Source organism: Bacillus sp. FSL M7-0791, assembly GCF_038627085.1.
GTDB lineage: Bacteria > Bacillota > Bacilli > Bacillales > Bacillaceae > Bacillus > Bacillus safensis.
Genome location: NZ_CP152022.1, coordinates 3547336 through 3563927 on the forward strand (window position 1 = coordinate 3547336; position 16592 = coordinate 3563927).

Genomic DNA, 16592 nt, shown 5'->3' on the forward strand with positions numbered 1-16592 from the left:
TTCTTTCCTAGATCGACCTTCCATTTTTCCTCTGAAATAGCTAAAACTTCTTTATTCCAAATATACGAGCGATATTTTCGTTCATTATCATAAAATCCATTGTATATATCCCTTTTTTAGATTTCCAAAATGAGATTTTATTCATTTGTGCTAACAAGCAATCACCCTTACAATATCGTACATCACATGACCTTAGGTCCTTTTTATTACCTCTTGTCAATCACCTCGCAGAAACGATTATATTTTACCAAAAATTGTGATATCGTTTTTTATGAAACAGGTGAAAGGATCTTAAAGAGGTGAAATTTCCATGGCTATCATTTCTGCTGAACAGGTGGGGAATCGTTTAAATGATTGGAGAATTGCAATTCGCAAGCATGATGTACACAGTGCAAAAGCAATGTATACAGAATTAAAAGAATTACTTCAAAAAATGGAAGAAAATCAGGAAGTTTTGACCTATTACTCATTGCTAGAAGGCAAGTATAAGCTCATGTTATATGAACGGAGAGGTACAAAACTGAAGGAACAGCCAGAGCCAGATTGCCCCTCTAAAACAAACGACTTAATTGAATACTACTTTTACCTATACAAAGCCCTTTACGCTTCATATAAAAGAGACTATGCATCAGCCATTGGACTGTTTAAAATTGCCGAGAAAAAACTACAACACATTCCTGATGAAATAGAAGTAGCAGAATTTCATACGAAAATCGCTAACTTATATATGCTGCTTCGTCAAAGCCTGATTTCTCTACACTATATTCAGAATGCTATTGATATTTTCAAAAGTCATGAAGGATATGAGAGAAGACTAGCTGCAGCCTTTGTCATCGCCGCTGCTAATTATATGGACATTGGTGACTTTATAAGAGCAGAAGACTACTACAAAAAAGCATTACACATCGCAGACAGTCTCAACGATCATTTTCTAACATCACAGCTTTATCATAATATCAGCATTTTATACGCCGAAGCTGGCGAATCCAAAAAATGTATTGATGCCCTAGAAAAGGCTCTTAGTGATGAAGACTACCTCTCTTCGTGTTACTTTCATCACTCCATGTACATGTTAATGAAAGAGCTGCTTTCTATCGATGAAAGGACACAAGCTCTCTATTACTTCGAATTGGTGAACCAAAAACATGAATCAGAGAAATGCCCCATCTATATAGCAAAAATGAATTTGCTTTACCATCTATACTTCACTGAAGATATGGCTCAAAAAGCTCAAGCCTGTTTCGATGAAATCAGCATTCTTAAAAAATTAAAAGATGCTGAAGGAGTCTGTGAATTAAGTGCATTAGCTGCAAAACACTTTGAAGAGCTGGGAGCAATTCATCAAGCCTATCTCTTTTTAAAGGAAGCTGATCGCATGAAACATCCTATCATTGACTGGGGGAATTCTAATGAAAAAAATGAGTTTATTGATCATCACTTTGACCATCGTTGTTTTAGGACAAATAGGGGCTTTCAATCCATTAAATGATGGCAATCCTGGTACAACAGAACGACCTATCGGAACTTAATATAAACATTGGTCATACAAAGAACCACTCGCCTCATCAAGGCAAGTGGTTCCACATTTATTTTAGTTGCTGATAACATATGAGGCGGTGTATATGTACCGCAAGATAAGTAAGCTCATCATTAGGAATGACGATACTATGCACCTGTTTAATATAGTCTTTGATTTTAAAAGCAACATCCATCGCTTGAGGATATAAGTGTGCAATTTGTTCAAATAACTCATTTTCTTGATCTGATAATAATTTATCAGCATAAAATCTTTCTACGAAGAATTTCACATGTGTAATGAACCGGCTGTAATGAATATTCTCTTGATCCATTTCCATATTCAACGTGTAGCGCACAAGATTGACAATACTTCCGATCATCTTGGCGTATTTCATACCATCTTTCGACTCGGACTCTTCACCTAATGCATTAATTAAGTGAAAGGCGATATTGGCAGCTTCTTCTTTTGGTAATTGTATGCCAAATGTGTCATTGACTAACTCAAGTGCGTAATTTCCTACTTCAAATTCTTCTGTATAGTAATTTTTGATTTCCCAATACACGCGATTCGTAATATTAATATTCTTTTTATGACGTTCCACTGCAAAATTCAAATGATCCATTAAGGTAAAATAAATACCTGAATTTAAATTTGAGTTTAAACGTTTTTCTGCATATTGGACGATGTGTTGAGTTAAATCGATAAATTCCTGAGGCATTGAATCTAACAGTTGAAGAAATTCTTTTGCTCTCATGTTATCGACTGACATAAAGACTTGGTCCGCTTTTTTCTCTTCTATCATTTGACCTGGTTTCTGTCCATAGCCAATTCCTCGGCCGAACAAAACCATCTCCTGTTGGTTCTGATCTTCAGCCAGGACCACGCTCGAGTTTAAAACTTTTTTGATTTTAAACATCGTCATCACCTGTTTTCATGATTGTGGTGTTCAATCAAGCGATTCACCATTTGTCTCAATGACTTTTTTGTACCAATAAAATGAGTCTTTTCGAGATCGTTTTAATGTCCCGTTCCCGTCATCATCTTGATCTACATGAATGAAGCCATAGCGTTTTGACATTTGTGATGTACCTGCACTAATAATATCAATTGAGCCCCAGCTCGTATATCCGAAGAGCTCGACGCCTTCTTCAATGGCTTCTCTCATTTGACGGAAATGTTCCTTAAAATAGTTAATACGATAGTCGTCATGAATTGAGCCATCACTTTCAACTACATCCTTTGCACCCATGCCGTTCTCGACAATGATAAGAGGTTTTTGATAGCGATCATACAATTCGATCAAAGAAATTTTCAGACCAACCGGATCAATTTGCCAGCCCCAGTCAGTTGAAGGAAGATAAGGGTTTTTGACTCCACGAATGGTATTTCCTTCTGTCTCTTCTAATCCTTCTTGGGCTGATTCCGTTAAAGACATATAGTAGCTGAATGAGATAAAATCTACTGTGTTTTCCTTTAAAATGGTTAGATCATCTGCTTCCATTTGAATATGAATATCTTTTCTCTCAAGCATGCGCTTGATCAGCGGTGGATACTCGCCAAATACCTGAACATCTGCATAGAAATAGTTTTCTAAGTTTTGTTTCAAAGCTTGTTCCACATCATTCGGGTGGCACGTATGCGGATACGTTGTCAATTTAGTCAGCATACATCCTACCTGGCTGCCTGGGATGATACGATGGCAATCTGCTGTTACAAGAGCAGATGCAATAAATTGATGATGAAGTGCTTGGTACACCGTCTCTTCCACTTTTCCTTCTGGACAGCGATCAGGAATAATTCCCGCTGTAATGAAAGAGTGGCGGTGAATACTATCAATTTCATTAAAAGTGAGCCAATATTTCACATCATCTTTATAACGTTCGAAACAAACATTGGCGAACTTCACAAAGAGGTCGATTACTTTTCTTTCAACCCAGCCGTTATATTTCACACTAAGGGCTAATGGCATTTCATAATGAGAGAGTGTCACGATCGGTTCTATGTTGTGTTTTTTCATTTCTGCAAATACACGATCATAAAATTGCAGCCCTTTTTCATTCGGTTCCGCTTCTTCTCCAGTAGGGAAGATACGACTCCATGCAATAGAAATGCGAAGTGTTTGAAATCCCATTTCAGCAAAGAGAGCCAAATCCTCTTTATAGTGATGATAGAAATCAACACCTCTGCGCTTTGGGTATTTTTTATCGTCTGGGTCTTTCATCGCACGATCTATATTTTCAGTGGTAACAGCAAGATGACCTTCATAATCTTCTACACTCAAGTTGGAACGGTACATTGCAATATCTGCAACAGACGGTCCCTTTCCATCTATATTCCAGGCGCCTTCTGCCTGGTTAGCAGCAATGGCGCCGCCCCATAAAAATCCTTTTGGAAAACCTTTGATTTTTTTCATATGATTATCCTCCTAATTGTGTAACAACCATCAATGTATCTTGACGATTGACCTCTTGTAATGGCTGTACCTTAATATCATATTGATCTGTATTTGTGACTACAGCAAGAGTTACTGGATCATACCCTGCTTCCATGATTTTTTCTAGATCAAATTCAATCAATAAATCACCCGCTTGAACACGCTCTCCAGCCTGCACCTTTGGATGGAAATACTGACCTTCCAACTGAACGGTGTCAATGCCGATGTGGAATAATACTTCAACTCCATGGTCCGTCTTCATACCAAGTGCATGGTTTGTTTCGAACAGTAAGGTTACCTCTCCATCTACTGGTGCATAAAGTGCTCCCTTTGAAGGTACAATGGCAATTCCTTCTCCCATGACCTTTGAAGAGAAAATATCATCTTTCACTTCAGATAGAGAGATCATTTGACCAATCACAGGGCTTTTGAATGTTTCTCCTGCTCCAATTTTTTCAGCAAACCCAGCTTGGTCCTTTGTCTTTTCTTCTACAGTTCGATCTTTACCTAATACAAAAGCAGCGATAAAGGCGACAATAAACGAAATGACCGCTCCAATGATAGCAAACATCAAATTTCGCGGGAGCTCATCTGATATAAACATCGACATGCTTGCTAATCCAGGGCCAACAAGCACAAAGGCTTGTATACCAACTAAACCAATAAAAATCCCGCCAACAAACGAACCCATCATAACACTTCCAAGGACTCGCTTATTTTGCAGTGTCACACCATACAGCGCCGGCTCTGTGATGCCAAAAAATGCTGATATTCCTGCCGAAATGGCTGTTGATCTGAGTACCTTGTCTTTTGTTCGAAGTGCGACAGCAAAACAAGCTCCACTTTCCGCAATATTATGCGCAAGTGATGCTGGTAAATAAAGTGCTTCTTTCCCTAGGTTCCCCATCGTTGTGACTGCATAAGGGACCATTGCTTTGTGCATGCCTGATGCCACCATGAACGGGAGAACCGCTGCTAAAATGGCGACAGCTACCCAGCCTACCGTATTAAACATCGCAAGAATAATAGATGAAAAACCTTGCCCTGCTGTAAAACCAATCGGCCCTAACAGAAGTAGCGTAACTGGTACAGTAATGACCAATGACATCATCGGAACGAAGAAAATCCGAATTGGTTTTGGTGAAAACCGCGTAAAGAATTTTTCCATTTGCGCGTAAAGCAATACAGAAAGGATTGCCGGAAACACTTGATACGCATAAGCTATATTTTTTACATCGAATGAAAGTAATTGCGCACCTTCTGTAAGCATCGCCGTCATGTTCGGCAGAAGGAGCGCACCGACTGCTGATAGTGCGACCAGCGGGTTTACTTTTAGTTTATTCGCCGTCGTTACAGCAACTAGTAAAGGCAGAAAGTAAAGTGGTGCGTCACCTACCATGTTCAGTATTTGATAGGTTTGTCCCTTTGCATCCATCCAGCCTAATAAAGAGAAAAGGAGAAGAAATGATTTTAAAATTCCTCCGCCTGCGATAGCTGGTACAAGCGGCTGGAAGACACCTACAATGAAATCTAACAGAACTGTGCCTGCTTTTCTTTTTTCTTTTGGCTGATTGGAAGGCACATCTTGGCCTGATGAGCTGCTGCCTATTAAACTTGTTACCTTTTGATACACTTCAATGACGTCATTCCCAATGACTACTTGGCATTGTCCTGACATTCTGACAGCTATAACACCTGGTGTTTTTTCTAGTGCTGATACATCTGCTTTTTTCTGATCGATTAGTGTGAAGCGAAGTCTTGTTGAACAATGCTCAAGGTGCGCAATGTTTTCTTTGCCGCCTACATGCTGTAAAACGTCTTTGGCAACTTGTGTGTAATTCATTTTTCCTCCCCCTTTTCTCATACACGAGACCTATATTTTGGCAATAAAAAAAGGACCTAAAACGACAAATAAAAGAAATTCATCGTTTTTAGATCCTGCCTGCATGACCAGTCACATGTCTAATTTATTCATATTGGATTTGCTTTTAGTATATATGCATTATATGAAAGCGTCAACATTTATTTTTCTAAAAATTATTAGGGTCTATATACCTAAAATACTTTTCTCTATTCACTTATAGGTAACCTTCTACTCTTTTGTTCCTTCTATCATCAATCAACAATATTTTTCTCCACAAAAAACCAGATAAGTTGATTCACTCATCTGGTTTAAATTCATCTATTTTTTCTTTTCTTCTGCTCTCTTTTTAAATGCTTTCGCTTGTTTTTCATACTCCTTTTTCGTGACAGCTTTTAACTCTATTGAATCGCCTGTCATGATATATGGTTTAGGGAATTTTTTATATTCCTTCCTCGTGAAAGCCTTTAACTCTACTGTACCGTCTGTCTTTTTAATTGGCAGCTTTACTGATTTTGCATCTCGATCAGTCGAACCTATAATGACACCATCTTCAATTATAGGATCATAGCTCATTTCGAAAAATCCTGCCCCATCAGTAAAGCCCCCGACCTCTATTTTCATTTCTTTATAGGGCTTACAACCTTCTTCAGAAACAGTTGTTATTAAAAAGGAGCCGTCCCATCCATTCTCAACATGCATGCTTTCCATTTGTAAAAATAGTTGTTTATCCTCTGCCGTATATAGAAAACCATATACTTTCGCCACTTTATCCCTGAAGTGTCTCATATTTTCATAATATCTAGTTTCTGATGAATCAACTAGATTTTGATGTCGATTTTGAATCTTTTTTTGATACGTATCTAGCTTTTTTTGATTGATTGCTTTATAAATCGTGCTTTGCTTCTCGCCTTGTTTTTTCACAGAAAGGTTTTTCCCCGAAAAATGAACTTCGTATATGATCGTTTCTTTTCCTTTTTTCATTTGAAATTCATACCCATTTTCTTTTGAATGGCCGGTTATGACATATTGTTTTTTATATAATTGAGGGTCCCACCAAATTTCTTCTATATAGCTTTCATTCAAATGACCTGTTACTTTGCCTTTATTCTCAGATATCTCGAACCAGTTCAGTCTATCCTTAGTTTTATACGCAAATGCATAGGAATGATTCAATGAATTTTTTTGTGCGATTGCTTGATATGCTGTCCAGCCGCCTCCACCCAAGATGAGTACGGCCAGGATAGACACGACCCACATTTTCAATTTGCTCATACGTACCTCCTCTAAATATAAGATTTGGGAAATGGATAATACCATAACCACTCCCTATTCACTTGAACCAACACGATCTATTTTTTCCTTTCTTCCGCCTGCTTTTTAAATGCTTCCGCTTGCTTTTGATATTCCTGTTTAGTGACTGGTTTAAATTCTGCAGTGCCCCCGGCCATTTTTAAAGGAAGTTTAATTGATTTTGCACCTCGATTTGTTGAACCTACGATGTAACCTTTTTTGGTTTCCTCTATTTCAGGATAGCTGCTTATATTAAACATGATTCCGTCAGAAACACCACCGGCTTCAAGTTTCGTTTCTTTATAAGGTTCTCCACCATCGCCAGGAACCGTTCTCATCAGAAAAGACCCTTCCCATTCACCCTCAATGTGCATGTGTTTTACTTGTAGAAATAGCTGGCATGAACCATCCTCCGCCGTATACAGATAACCGTAAGCGCCTGTTACTTTCTTGATGTAGTCTCTTAAATAATCATAAAATCTCGTTTCTGAGTCATCAATTAACTCATCATATCGATCTTGAATGGCTTTTTGATATGCATTTAATTTTTTTTGATCAACGGCTTTGTATGTGATGCTTTTGTTTTCACCTTGTTTTTTCACTGACAGATCTTTTCCAGCAACATGTATTTCATACATCATCGAATCTTTTCCTTGCTTCACTTCAAATTCGTAACCGTTTTCAATTAATTTTCCAGTTAATTGATATTTATGTTTAAATAAATTCGGATCAAAATGCATTTCAGGACTTTCTTCTAAAATGGTTTCATTCAAGTGACCGGTTACTTTCCCTTTTCTCTCTGTTACCTTAAACCAATTCACACCCTCTTTTGTCTTATGCGCAAAGGCGTAGGATTGATTCAATGCACTCTTTTTTCGATTGCTTGATAGGTTAACCAGCTGACTGCACCAATGATTAATACTGTCAGGACAGCCACAATCCAGATTTTCGATTTACTCATACGTACCCCTCCAATAGATGATCTGATGAATGATTATTCATATATATGAGTGATTCATTTCCCCAATTAACAAAATAAGGTAAATACCCACCTCCTTTATCGAATTTATTTTTCAACAACCCCTTGTATCTGCCACTCCCCATCATTTATTATATATCTAAATGATATATCTTTTAGATAGGTGTGCTGATATGAAAAAATACAATGATACGACGTATGCGATTTTAGGTATTTTAACGACAGATTGTAAGTCAGGGTACGAAGTGAAGCAATTAATTGATAGGAGCTTGCATCATTTTTGGAAAATCAGTTATGGACAAATTTATCCAGCTTTAAAGTTAATAGTCGAGGAAGGCCTTGCGGAGGTTTCACCTGCTGCTAGCTCTGGTCGTTCAGACAAGCGGGAATATCATTTGACTGAAAAAGGACTGGACACGTTAAGAGAATGGCTGGCGCAGCCGCTCGATCAGTTACCAACAGAACGTAATGAGGTGTTATTAAAGTTATTCTTCGGTCAATATCTTTCGTTTGAGAAGAAACTAGCGCTTTTACAGGATTATGAGAGGCAGCTCCGTATTCGTTATGAGACATATGTTGCGATTGAACAAAACATTCAAGAGCTTTATCCAGATGAAGCGGATGCGAAGTATTGGCTGTTTACTTTAGATTATGGGAAAAGAGTGGCTCAAGCTGGAATTGATTGGTGCGTGGAGACATTCCATTCGATGAAGAAGGAAGGGTAAATGAATGAAAAAAGACATACGTGCTGGCAGATTTACAACGGACAATTCTGATTCTATTGTTGTGTTCATCATCGGAATGAGGATCAACAAACGCTGGGCCATTCATCAATGGATGCCTGTGTTCATGGCGATGCCTGGCATGATCAAGGAGCTGTATACCCATCAAGAGGAGCTAGGGTTTCTTGGGACAGAAAATTACTTTGGATTACGCACGACAGCGATGATTCAATATTGGAAATCAACAGATGACCTCCTTGCCTATGCCAAGATGGAGAAGCATTTGGCTGCTTGGAAAAGATTTAACCAAATGGCACGAAATAATGATGCGGTGGGCATTTATCATGAAACATACCAAATTCAAGCCGGCTCGTATGAATCCGTCTACGTGAACATGCCTTCCTACGGACTGAGCCAAGCGAGAGCGCCAATTCCAATTGGTAAAGGAAAACAAACAGCGAAGGAACGGCTGAAAACAACAAATTCCTAGAGAGCGATTCTCTAGGAATTTCTTTTTGCAACGGATACAAAATGTTTTAATATGCGGGCTGTTAATCCCCATATGGTGTAGTTTTCGTAATCATAAAACCATTCCTCGATTGAACGGCTCCCCCAGCTGTATTTTTCACCATTCATGATTTTTTCATAAGGGAAGTCCTCTCCTGGTGTTGGCTGAACGGATACATGATGTAGGTACGGCTCATATTGGCTGAGCCATGATAGAGGCACAGTAAAGGTCTCTTCTACTTCTTCTTGATTATAGGAGTGTTTCACTTTTTGCTCATCAATGATACCGACATATGGGTATACGACAAAGGATGGAGAAGCGATATAAGGACTGAGCTGTCCAAGGATTTCGACCGATTCTGGCGGGATACCCAGCTCTTCATGTGTTTCTCGCAGTGCAGCTTCCTGTGCTGTTTCGCTGCCGTCGAGCTTGCCTCCAGGAAAGCTAATATCCCCCGGCTGTTTTCTCATGGTCAGCGATCGTACCTCAAATAATATATGCCATTCTCCATTTACTTGTACTAAAGGGATAAGGACTGCTGCTTTGAACGCTGTCTCTTCTCCAATGAACAACGGTTGTGATTGATGTAAGTCATTTTTTAATTGATCAATGAACACGGCCATCACCTGTTTTCTGTTTCTCTTTCCTTTAGCGTATCATGGTTCACCTTTTCAATAAAGATGATCTTTCTGACAATTATTTTTATCATTTTGACAACTTTACTTGTCAAAATGAATATAATACTTTACAATCAATGTAAGATTTCAATCAAAACTTGAGGTGACAGAATGAAAAATCGGTTAAAAGAGCTTCGTGCGCGTGATGGTTTAAACCAAACTGAGCTGGCAAAGCGTGCAAAGGTCTCTCGTCAAACCATCAGCTTAATGGAACGAGATGAATTAATGCCGTCTCTCTTGCTCGCTGTTAAGCTTTCACGAATTTTTCAGGAACCCATTGAACGTATTTTTCTATTCGAGGAGGATGAACTATCTTGAAAACTGTATACAAAATGCTCTTAGGTGCTCTCCTTGGCTTTCTCGGTGCTTACTGTCTACTGGCAGCCGAATTTGAGATGACACTTCTTGATATTGCATTTGAAGCGACTCTTGTCATCAGTGGATTGACAATTTTATTGATTATTTATTGTTTTTCAGGGATTTCACGTATGAAAAAAAGAGTGTCTCTTTCGGTCTCTGGAGATGAGGAAGATGAACTGGAGGCTAAGCAATATCGGACCTTTACTGATTCGACATTAGCCAATACGGTGAGTACGATTTTGTCCATTATTGCCATCGGTATAACCATCGTCACCGAGCAGCCCCTCTGGTTGATTCTGGTCAATGCTGCTTTATTTATCGTCACCATTATCAGTTCTTATGCAGCGATATCCGTTCTTAAACTTGTCTATCCTAATCGCAATCTGCCAAGTCCGTCCGACAAAGATTATAGTAAAAAGCTGCTCGCCATATCAGACGAAGGGGAAAAGCATATCATGCTTGGCGGACTGTTTCACACGTATCAAATGATGAATATCCTATTGACCAGTGCCATGTTTATTTTGATTGTGTATTCCCTCGGAGCCAATCACTCTCAACTCTTCTCGATCGTGGTCATTGGGGTTGTTTTGATCATTTTGAATGCAAATTATGTGTTGAGGATTAGAAATCGTTAAATGATAAAAAGCACAGCTCTGTCAAAAGGCTGTGCTTTTCCGTCCGTTACGATGCACGGCGTTTCTTTCTTGCATAAATCAAAAATAAGAAACCAAACCATACCGGTGTCAATAGCAGCGCAGGACGTGTTGCATCTGCGAAGAGCATGATCACGAGAATGGCAGCAAAGAGCGCAAGAACGCAAATATTCACAAAAGGTGTGAACGGTGCTTTAAAGGTAGATGCTGCATGCAATTCAGGACGTGTTTTTTTATATTTCAAATGGCAAATTAAAATAATACTCCATACCCAAATGAAACAAATGGCACTGATCGTGGTAACAATCCCAAAGGCTTGTTCGGGAATCAGCTTGCTTAAAAGAGCTCCGACCGATACTACAATCGTTGAAACGAATAGCGCATTACTAGGGACAGCGTGCTTGTTCAAACGTCCAAAGGAAGCTGGCCCCTGCTTTTGATGACTGAGATTATACAGAATACGGCTTGTCGAGAACATGCCACTATTACAAGCTGATGCCGCAGACGTCAACACAACAAAGTTGATAAGGCCCGCTGCTACTGGTATTCCAATGAGCCCAAAGGTTTTCACAAAAGGACTTTCTGATGCACTGAGCTCAGTCCATGGGTTGATACATAGTAAAACAAAGATCGCACCCACATAGAAAAATAGAATTCTTAATGGAATCTTATTAATCGCAGAGGGAATGTTTTTTTGCGGATTGGCTGTTTCTGCTGCGGATACGCCAACCAGTTCAACTCCCACATACGCAAAAATCACCATCTGGAATGACAACAAGAAGCCTGTGACACCATTTGGGAATAACCCGCCATGAGACCATAAATTCGTTACTGTCACCGGTCCGGCATCGGTTTGAAAACCAATGATTAAAAGAACAATTCCAACAGCGATCAGTAATAGAATCGTAATCACTTTAATAAGTGCAAACCAAAATTCCATTTCTCCGAAAAGCTTCACCGTTAATAGATTCAATCCTAGTAAAATCAACAAACAAATGATGGCAGGAATCCATTGCGGAATGTCAAACCAATACTGCACATACACCCCGACCGCAATGACATCCGCCATCGCTGTCATAATCCAGCAAAACCAATATGTCCACCCTGTCACAAAAGATGCCCACGGGCCGAGATAGTCCTCTGCAATATCGGTTAATGACTGATAGCCCGCCTTCGATAAAAGCAATTCTCCAAGTGCCCTCATGACAAAAAAGATGGCCATTCCGACAATTAAATAAGCAAAAATGATTGATGGACCTGCCAATTGAATGGCTTTTCCAGAGCCTAAAAACAGCCCTGTTCCAATGGTTCCGCCAATGGCAATCAATTGTACATGACGGTTTGATAAATCTCGTTTTAATTCTTGTTGTGCCAATGCTAACACCCTCCTACAACACGATCTTATACTGAAATAATGAACTCTTTAAAAAGTCCATAAAAAAAGAGATTGGATGCGCTCCAATCTCACGGTCATAAAAGAATAGCAAAATAGAGAAAAGTCATACACGGCATCATCCATGCATCACAAATACAATATTTCGTACTCTTCTGTCCTTTTGCCTGAGATTGTGAACCCTTCGGCGCCGCACATACATGCGGTCTCTCCAGAAGCTGCTCCTGCTATAGTGTGACCCACAGCAATCATAGCCTTCGTTATTTAATTAAAATGTTGCTATTTCTGAATAATTTTATATTTTACGCCTCAATCAGAAAGCTGTCAATGGTAATCTTTTATGATTTACGGTGATACCCATATGTCTTCACTTCATCAATCCCCCCTAATTCATGTATAATAAACCAAAAGATGTTCGGCTCGTCTGATGGAGAAATCCCTCTTGATCATGAACAAAGTTAGGCAATCCATTGAAGTTGGTGAAGATAAATGAAAAAAATGAACAAACAGCGTGTCACATTACAGGAAGTCGCCAAGCATGCCGGTGTCTCGACTTCAACGGCATCACTCGTTGTTCGAAACAATCCTAGAATCTCTGAAGCCACTCGAAACAAAGTACTGCAATCCATGGAGGATTTAGGATACGTATACGACCGCGTTGCTGCCAACATGCGGTCAAAAAGCTCAAATATCGTTGGTGTGATTGTGACGGATATTTCTAACACCTTTATTTCGGAGTTTTTAATTGGCGTGCAAACTACGCTTGAATCACTGGGCTATACTGTTTTACTTGGTACAACCTTTGACAGTGTCGATAAACAGGAGCGGCTCATTTCCACCATGGTAGAGCACCGAGTGGGCGGAATTATTTTAAACCCAGCTTCGAAAAGCTCTGCTCGAACCGTCAAACAATTAAATCAAATTCGCACCCCAAAAGTACTGGCAAATCGTGAGTTATCAGATGTGCAATGTGATTATGTCGGTGTTGATTATGAACAAGGCACTTGGATGGCCATTCATCATCTTCTTCAGAAGGGGCATCGACGTATCGCCTTCTTAGGCGGCATCAAGACCTCATCGACTTGGATTGAGCGGATGAAAGGTTTCAAAAGAGCTCACGACGATGAAAACCTGACGATTGATGATTCCCTTATTATTGATATCGTACCTACTCGTGAAGGCGGGAAAGAAGCACTCGCTCAAGTGATGGATCAATCCGAGCCTCCTACCGCTATTTTTTGTTTTAGTGACTTAGTTGCATTTGGAGTCATGCAAGAACTGTCAGCACGGGGCATCCAGCCAGGTGAAGATATTGATGTGGTTGGATTCGATAATGTTCCTGAAGCGGAGATGTACCATCCGCCGCTCACCACTGTTTCCTCCTTCCCCCGATCCATCGGGGGAAAAGCAGCGAACCTTTTATATCATAAAATGAACGAGCAGGATGAAGAGCTGCAGCGATTGATTTTAAAGCCTCAACTTCATATTAGAGAAACCTCTCCATCATGATGAAAAAGAGAATTGTGTACAGCAATTCTCTTTTTTTATTGATCAAGTCAACTATTTCTTTGTTTCATTTTTCTTTTTTTAAATCACAAAGTCATAAACTTGACACATTTATAAAGCAGGAGTATATTTATCTCGTTGCTTCTTTTAGTATATCGTTATACCTATTTCGTCCTATCGCTATTTCTATCAAAAAACAGTTAAAAGTGATTTTTTATGATTCTGATCAAATCATGAAGTTTCACTTCCTAATCAAGGCTGTTATTATTTTTTACATTTTAGTAGAACGATGTACTTGATTGAAGAACAGATGAATATTCATTATTTTTTCATCAATCACATAAGGGGTGTTGTGATGGGCTTTATATTATTTATTTTGAAGGAAACAATAACAAAGGGTATTCAAAGAATTTGACCTTAAAGGGGTTTCAAATATAGGAGTGGGAACATGAAAAATCCTTATATTAAATCGTCACTTGGCATGTATTTAAACTACTTCATGCTTGGCATGATCAATATTATTGTAGCTTCCAACATGGACAGCTTATCTGAACGCTACCATGTAGATATTCCGAAAATCAGCTTGCTTGTATCGGCGATCGGAATTGGTAAACTCATTGCTCTCTTTTTCTCAGGCCGGTTAGCCGATAGCTGGGGACGTAAGCCTGTCATTATTACAGGAAATTTTCTTTACTTATTATTCTTAATCGGTATTCCAACGACAACGAGTTATACACTGGCATTTATCTTTGCGATTTCAGCAGGTATTGCCAACTCACTGCTTGATTCAGGAACCTACCCTGCTTTGACAGAGTCATTTCCGAAAAAAGCAAGTTCGGCTTCTGTTTTAGTAAAAGCGTCTGTATCCATTGGGGCGACTGTTCTTCCATTTATCTTGGCGTACCTAGTGGCACATGACATCTTCTGGGGCTGGGCGTTCTTTGGACTAGGGCTTCTTTATTTACTTGTAGGAATTTACTTACTCTTTATGCCATTCCCGAACCATAAGCAAGTTTCTTCACAAGATGCTCTTCCAGTACAGGACCAGCTGAAGGAAGAACCAAAAATGCTTGGTGAAGGCTTAGCCGTTGTTCTTATGGGATTCACGTCGACTGCATTGTTTGTCGTATGGCAGACATGGCTTCCGCAGCTCGGGTTAAAATTAATCGGACTTGGCACAGGACAAGCCACACAGCTTCTATCTTATTTTAGTATTGGTGCACTCGTATCTGTTCTCTTGCTTTCGATCGTCTTAGATAAATTCATTTCACCGATTATGGTGGCGATCATTTATCCAATTGGGGCGTTCCTTGCGATGCTTGCACTATTCCAAGTTGAAACGTACAGCATTGTCATAGTCAGCACCTTCTTCTTAGGACTATTTACAGCGGGAATCTTCCAGCTGGCGATGAGTATTATGATGAAATTATTCCCGACAAACAAAGCAACGGCTTCATCCTACGTCAACATTGCAGCAAGCTCAGCATTTATTCTCGTGCCGCTCATTACAAGTGGATTGGTCAGCACGTACGATATTAAAATGACGTTATTCTTCGATATGATCATTGCGGTTATTAGCGTATTACTAGCGGTCTTTGTTCTTGGACGCATGAAAAAATTATTTAGATAACTAAAGGAGATGTCAATCATGACAAACATACATGAACGAAATATTGATGGAAAAACAAAATTAGTCGGTCTTCTTGCTACACCAATCGGACACAGCCTTTCACCACGTATGCATAACCTTGGCTATACACTAACAGGTATCAACTATGCTTACCTCGCATTTGAAGTAGGGAATGATGAACTAGAAGCAGCTGTAAACGGTATGAAAGCAATGGGTGCAGCTGGATTTAACGTCTCTATGCCGAACAAAATGAAAGTACTAGATTACTTAGACGAACTAGATGATTCTGCAAGATATACACGTGCAAGTAACACTGTAGTAAACAAAGATGGTAAGCTCATCGGCTACAACACAGATGGTCTTGGATATGTGAGAAACTTGATTGAGCATGGCGTTGAATTAGCCGGCAAGAAAGTCACACTTGTTGGTTCTGGCGGCGCTGCGACTCCGATTGCGATTCAGCTTGCACAGTCCGGCATTCGTGAAATTAGCATTTTCGCTCGTAATGATCAATACTTTGTTCAAGCAGAAGAAAATGTAAATTACATCAACAACGAAATGAAATCCTTTGGTGTCAAAGCAAACATTTTCCCACTTGAAGACAAAGACGCATTCCGCCGTGAAGTAGCAGAAAGTGCGATCCTGGCAAATGGGACAAGCCTTGGCATGAAACCACTAGATCAGCTCAGCATTATCGATGATACACTTGATGTACTTCGTGAAGATTTGATCGTGACAGATGTTGTATACAACCCGCAAAAAACAAAGCTTCTTGCGCAAGCACAGGAAGCTGGCGCCAAAACCATTAACGGTCTTGGAATGATGCTATGGCAAGGTGCACTTGCTTACAAACTCTTTACTGGTGAAGATATGCCAGTTGATCAAGTAAAACAAATTCTGTTTGAAAATGACCGTTTCTAAAACAAAAAAAGACAAAGGGCTAAAATGATGATCATTTTAGCCCTTTGTTTTCTTTTCAGCGTGATAGAAAACCTTTGAAGTCTAGGAAGGACGTGCACCGGAAATACCGGCGCAGACCTGAAAAAGGATGCAAGGG

The 16592-nt window shown here is 39.5% G+C and carries 15 protein-coding genes and 1 riboswitch; of the genes, 8 read left to right on the forward strand and 7 right to left on the reverse strand.

Going from position 1 to position 16592, the window contains the following annotated elements:
- The first annotated feature begins 310 nt into the window (after positions 1-310).
- Positions 311-1489, forward strand: coding sequence for a Rap family tetratricopeptide repeat protein (locus tag MHI08_RS18190; RefSeq protein ID WP_326134158.1), 1179 nt, complete (start codon positions 311-313; stop codon positions 1487-1489).
- Positions 1490-1586: 97 nt separating this feature from the next.
- Here the strand turns inward: MHI08_RS18190 and MHI08_RS18195 are convergent, their stop codons facing one another.
- The 5 genes from MHI08_RS18195 to MHI08_RS18215 form a co-directional block, all read right to left on the reverse strand.
- Positions 1587-2435 (reverse strand): PRD domain-containing protein, encoded by an 849-nt coding sequence (locus MHI08_RS18195; protein WP_125586962.1) that lies wholly within the window; start codon positions 2433-2435, stop codon positions 1587-1589.
- A gap of 30 nt (positions 2436-2465) precedes the next feature.
- Positions 2466-3932, reverse strand: a complete 1467-nt coding sequence (locus MHI08_RS18200; protein ID WP_342499850.1) for a glycoside hydrolase family 1 protein — start codon at positions 3930-3932, stop codon at positions 2466-2468.
- Positions 3933-3936: 4 nt separating this feature from the next.
- The gene (locus MHI08_RS18205) at positions 3937-5796 is read right to left on the reverse strand and encodes a beta-glucoside-specific PTS transporter subunit IIABC (RefSeq protein ID WP_277722587.1); all 1860 of its coding nucleotides are present in this window, start codon (positions 5794-5796) and stop codon (positions 3937-3939) included.
- Between the two features lie 339 nt (positions 5797-6135).
- Positions 6136-7089, reverse strand: coding sequence for a hypothetical protein (locus tag MHI08_RS18210; protein ID WP_342499851.1), 954 nt, complete (start codon positions 7087-7089; stop codon positions 6136-6138).
- 77 nt (positions 7090-7166) lie between these two features.
- On the reverse strand, positions 7167-7970 hold the full coding sequence (locus MHI08_RS18215) for a hypothetical protein (RefSeq protein ID WP_342499852.1): 804 nt from the start codon (positions 7968-7970) through the stop codon (positions 7167-7169).
- A 289-nt stretch (positions 7971-8259) separates the two neighbouring features.
- Here MHI08_RS18215 and MHI08_RS18220 point away from each other — a divergent pair, with 289 nt between their 5' ends.
- Both MHI08_RS18220 and MHI08_RS18225 read left to right on the forward strand, forming a co-directional pair.
- Positions 8260-8811 carry a PadR family transcriptional regulator gene (locus tag MHI08_RS18220; RefSeq protein ID WP_047203745.1) on the forward strand — a complete coding sequence of 184 codons (552 nt, stop codon included), beginning with the start codon at positions 8260-8262 and terminating at the stop codon, positions 8809-8811.
- Between the two features lie 4 nt (positions 8812-8815).
- Positions 8816-9298 carry a DUF4188 domain-containing protein gene (locus MHI08_RS18225; RefSeq protein WP_064498931.1) on the forward strand — a complete coding sequence of 161 codons (483 nt, stop codon included), beginning with the start codon at positions 8816-8818 and terminating at the stop codon, positions 9296-9298.
- Between the two features lie 11 nt (positions 9299-9309).
- Here the strand turns inward: MHI08_RS18225 and MHI08_RS18230 are convergent, their stop codons facing one another.
- Entirely contained in the window at positions 9310-9933 is a 624-nt protein-coding gene (locus tag MHI08_RS18230) for a CoA pyrophosphatase (RefSeq protein WP_268465074.1), read from the reverse strand.
- Positions 9934-10104: 171 nt separating this feature from the next.
- Here MHI08_RS18230 and MHI08_RS18235 point away from each other — a divergent pair, with 171 nt between their 5' ends.
- Together MHI08_RS18235 and MHI08_RS18240 are read left to right on the forward strand one after the other, a co-directional pair.
- Entirely contained in the window at positions 10105-10311 is a 207-nt protein-coding gene (locus MHI08_RS18235; protein ID WP_003215336.1) for a helix-turn-helix transcriptional regulator, read from the forward strand.
- On the forward strand, positions 10308-10988 hold the full coding sequence (locus tag MHI08_RS18240) for a DUF3169 family protein (RefSeq protein WP_342499853.1): 681 nt from the start codon (positions 10308-10310) through the stop codon (positions 10986-10988). Before MHI08_RS18235 ends, MHI08_RS18240 begins: the two co-directional genes overlap by 4 nt.
- Positions 10989-11034: 46 nt before the next feature.
- Here MHI08_RS18240 and MHI08_RS18245 read toward each other — a convergent pair whose 3' ends face one another.
- On the reverse strand, positions 11035-12381 hold the full coding sequence (locus MHI08_RS18245; protein ID WP_342499854.1) for an amino acid permease: 1347 nt from the start codon (positions 12379-12381) through the stop codon (positions 11035-11037).
- Between the two features lie 163 nt (positions 12382-12544).
- A riboswitch (glycine riboswitch) is annotated at positions 12545-12624 on the reverse strand.
- 264 nt (positions 12625-12888) lie between these two features.
- Between MHI08_RS18245 and MHI08_RS18250 the strand changes: the two genes are divergently transcribed.
- From MHI08_RS18250 to MHI08_RS18260, 3 genes are all read left to right on the forward strand, one after another.
- On the forward strand, positions 12889-13908 hold the full coding sequence (locus MHI08_RS18250; protein WP_342499855.1) for a LacI family DNA-binding transcriptional regulator: 1020 nt from the start codon (positions 12889-12891) through the stop codon (positions 13906-13908).
- A gap of 445 nt (positions 13909-14353) precedes the next feature.
- On the forward strand, positions 14354-15535 hold the full coding sequence (locus tag MHI08_RS18255; RefSeq protein ID WP_342499856.1) for an MFS transporter: 1182 nt from the start codon (positions 14354-14356) through the stop codon (positions 15533-15535).
- An 18-nt stretch (positions 15536-15553) separates the two neighbouring features.
- The gene (locus MHI08_RS18260) at positions 15554-16456 is read left to right on the forward strand and encodes a shikimate dehydrogenase (protein ID WP_024423990.1); all 903 of its coding nucleotides are present in this window, start codon (positions 15554-15556) and stop codon (positions 16454-16456) included.
- Positions 16457-16592 lie beyond the last annotated feature (136 nt).